The sequence below is a fragment of the uncultured Campylobacter sp. genome, from assembly GCF_937997465.1.
Lineage (GTDB): Bacteria > Campylobacterota > Campylobacteria > Campylobacterales > Campylobacteraceae > Campylobacter_A.
This window is the reverse complement of the sequence record NZ_CALKTQ010000148.1, coordinates 1-3,837: the sequence shown is the minus strand read 5'-3', so window position 1 is coordinate 3,837 and position 3,837 is coordinate 1. Positions and strand designations below refer to the sequence as shown.

General features: G+C 35.2%; 2 protein-coding genes and 1 pseudogene. 1 reads left to right on the top strand and 2 read right to left on the bottom strand.

Features of this window, described 5'->3' with window-relative positions:
- Both Q0546_RS04570 and Q0546_RS04565 read right to left on the bottom strand, forming a co-directional pair.
- Positions 1 to 247, bottom strand: a 247-nt coding sequence (locus Q0546_RS04570; RefSeq protein WP_298790922.1) for a DUF262 domain-containing protein, incomplete at its 3' end; no start/stop codon positions are given.
- A 66-nt stretch (positions 248 to 313) separates the two neighbouring features.
- On the bottom strand, positions 314 to 2,329 hold the full coding sequence (locus Q0546_RS04565) for an ATP-binding protein (RefSeq protein ID WP_298790921.1): 2,016 nt from the start codon (positions 2,327 to 2,329) through the stop codon (positions 314 to 316).
- 598 nt (positions 2,330 to 2,927) lie between these two features.
- On the opposite strand from Q0546_RS04565, the pseudogene Q0546_RS04560 reads away from it, so the two are divergent.
- Positions 2,928 to 3,837: pseudogene (locus Q0546_RS04560) on the top strand (AAA family ATPase); the annotation flags it as partial.

Below are 3,837 nucleotides of genomic sequence, written 5' to 3'. Positions count from 1 at the left end.
TAATAAAAATAGTAGTAAGCCTTTGCTGACCGTCTATGACGTTATATTGATTGGCTCCAATCTTTTTAACTACTAGCGGTTGCAAACAATAAAATTTACCACTATTGGGATCTTGCATAAATTCAAGCAAATCATCTAGTAAATCTTTAACATTTCTCTCATCCCAGCGGTAGCCTCTTTGATATGAGGGCACGATAAAATTTACTTTTTCATTTATTATGTCCCTAACTGATTTTTGTTCTATCATTTTTTCTCCTTTTCTAAATAAAATTTAAATTATAGCATAATGTATACAACCAAACAAGATTGCAACCTAAAACCCTATCCTAGCACTTTTCTCTTCGTTCTTTAGCGCAACTTCCTGCTCTAGTCTCTCATAAAAATCATCTGCGTTTTTAATAGGTCTAAATTTAGCTTGTCTTCTCACGCTAGCAAAATCTCCCGGTGCTAACAAGCCTAAATTTGAAACCTTTTTGGCTGCATTTTCATCAAATTTGACTTTTAGCAAGGCGCACTCTTTTTTAAATAAATTTAGAGCTTGATTTGGCAATAGATACCCAAACTCTAGCTTTAGATCAAATCTTCTAAGACTTGCCTTATCGAGATTATCGATTAAATTCGTAGTGGCTATAAATATCCCGTCAAAACTCTCCATCTGCACTAGCATCTCGTTTACTTGAGTTATCTCCCAGCTTCGTGCAGCCATACTTCTGTCTTGTAAAAAGCTATCTACTTCGTCAAATACAAGTACGGCTTTTTTATCTTTTGCTTCTTTAAAAGCTTCTGCTATATTTTGCTCGGTTCCTCCGACCCACATAGACAAAAGGTCACTTCCTTTTTTGATGATTATAGGCCTTCTTAGGCTTTTAGCGATAAATTTAGCATAGGCGCTCTTGCCGGTACCGGGTACTCCATATAGGCAAACTCTAGCGCTTTTGCTCTCTTTTATGCCTTTCATTAGCTCGTTTAGATCGCAGTTCGAGTTTACGAAATTTGGATCGTAGCTGCTAGGCAGATCGTCGCTTGACTTGTCTTTTTCGATCTCTCCGTATCCTTGAGCTTTTAGAGTGTTGCTTATCACTCGCTCAAAGGCTTTATTTTTATCTCTAGTGTTTAAATTTGAAACGACTAAGCTTGCGTTGCTAACTACTGCGGGAGCTACATGTTGATTTTTGGCTAGCTTTTTTATTAGCTTATTATCTATCAAATTTGCGCTGTATTCTTTGATGATCTTAGCTCTCATGTTTTCATTAGGCACCCCTAGCTCTATAGCTAAGTTAAAGCGTCTAACTACGGCTTCGTCCATACAGTAGATATTATTGGTTATCCAGATGGTAGGCACTTCGTTTGTCTCTAGGGATCTGTTTATAAAGGCTTTGCCGTACTGTCTTTTTTCCTCGTTTCTAGTGTTAAACACGTCTTCGGCTTCGTCATACATCAGCAAATTTGATCCAGCAGATAAGACGTTTTGCGCGAGACAATAAGATCTTATCCTTTCTAGCTCGTTTGCATATCCACTTTCGTCTGCATAAGCTACTTCATATAGCTTTAAATTTAGCTCGCTAGCTATCACTTTACTTAGCTCTGTTTTACCGGTTCCTGCTGAACCGTAGAGGAGTATGTTTACTCCTTTTTGTTTCTTGAGAATGGCGTTTTTTAGAAACGAGACTAAAATTTGCATATCTTCTTTTACGTGAGTATAGTTTTTAAAGGTCAAATTCGTTTCGCTACAAGGCTTTATTGCGCTTGCAAATACTTCGTTGATGCTTTTGCATTTAGTAAATAATGCTTCTACAAATTCGCCATTTAGCACGTCGATTTTTGATCTTAGATTACGTCCATAGCTGTCTAGTTTTATTATCGAGGTCTTGGCGAAAATTCCGTCTTTTATAAAAGCGTTTTGAACGTCGCTAGAATTTAAATTTAATATCTGCGATAGGGATTTTACGGCTTGTCTACTATTTAGGTCTCCTATCAGTTCGCAAGCATCCGAGACTACTTCATAGTTAAACATAATAGCGACGAATCTGAGAATAGTCTTTTCGGTGTCGTTTAGACCTAAATTTAACTGTAGTAAATTTAGATTATGCTCGAGATCTTTTAGTTCGCATGAGATTTTGGCTTTTTCAAGGACGTCAAGCCTGTTTTTAAGAGCTTCGATGTCCTGCTTTGCAGGCTCGCTTGAATGCACGCCTAGAAACTCAAGGACATTATCGTATCTGCATCTTAAAAACTCCCTTTCGCCTCCGGCGCGAAAAATCGCGCGAAGTATCCAAAGCATTGCAAGATCGTATATCTCGTTGTCTACATAAAAGCTTTCGTTTCTCATGCCTGGCTCCTTGTTTGTTTTTTATTTGAGGGTATTTTACTGGGTTAAAAGGACAAAAAACTGTCCAAATATGTAAATTTATGAGTTAATGTACTAGCAATGGTATTTAACAAAATCATATAGGATAATATACAATCAAAGAAGCTCAAAATTTTAATCTTTTGGTAATCATAGGCTAGTAAAAAACAAAATTATTCATAAACAATATAGCGTCATAAAGGGGTTAAATAAAATATTTATTTAATAATATTTAAAAGATAACGGTATATAATAAGCCGCAAACAGCGTTATATTTTTAAAAAATATAGGAGAAAATATGAATGAAGTTATAGATTATGATGGCTTTAGGGCTTATTGTGATGAAAATAAAAAAATAAAAAAGAGCTCTACCGAATCCTATCAGTCTTATTTAAAAAACTTCATTGGTTTTTTAGAAGATAATCAAATTTATTCATTGCAGGATTATAACAATATAGATAAAAGATCTCTAGAAGAAAAATTTTTAAAAACAGGTGGAAGCAAAAAAACTTTTGGTAACTACATATATGCCACAAATGAATATATAAAATTTAAAAATGGCAAAGGAGATATAATGCCAATAAACCAAATCCTATACGGCCCTCCAGGCACAGGAAAGACATATACCACAATAGCAAAAGCTATCGAAATAATAAGAGGGAAAAAAGTTGGTGAAGAAGAAATCAACGACGAAGAAAAGAGGAAAGCTCTAAAAAAGCAATTTGATGAATATGTACAAAGCGGACAAATAAAATTTGTAACATTTCATCAAAGCTATGGGTATGAGGAATTTGTTGAAGGCCTAAAAGCATATACCGAGGATAAAAATATACATTATCGAGTTGAGGACGGCATCTTTAAGGAAATTTGCAAGAGAATAAAAGAGTACAAAGAGCATAAAAAATGGAAAGTGCCACAAATTTCTGAAGATAGATTTGATAAATTATATGATATATATGCGGCAAATTTGCCTAATTATGCAAAAAATGAAACTTCTAATAAAAAATTAAAAACATCTGATGGTTATGAATTTTATTTATATAAAAATACAGCTAAAGGCATAGAGGCTAGATCTGCAAGTAGCGCAGACGGCAACCCCATGCCCATGAGCAAAGATAGTCTTAAGAAAATATTATTTGACCAAGACAATTCTAAATCGTCATACAGGTATGGTACACATCCTGACGCCGTGTTGGAAGACATGTTATCAACCATGCCATATGTTCTAATAATAGACGAGATCAACCGCGGAAATATATCTAAAATTTTTGGCGAGCTTATAACTCTAATAGAGCCATCAAAGAGACTCGGAGCAGATGACGAGATAATAGTGGAGCTGCCATATTCAAAAGAAAAATTTGGAGTGCCGTCAAATTTATACATAATAGGCACGATGAATACAGCAGATCGCAGCATAGCCCTTATGGATACGGCGCTTAGAAGAAGGTTTGAGTTTGTGGAGATGATGCCAGAATATGACAACCTAAACA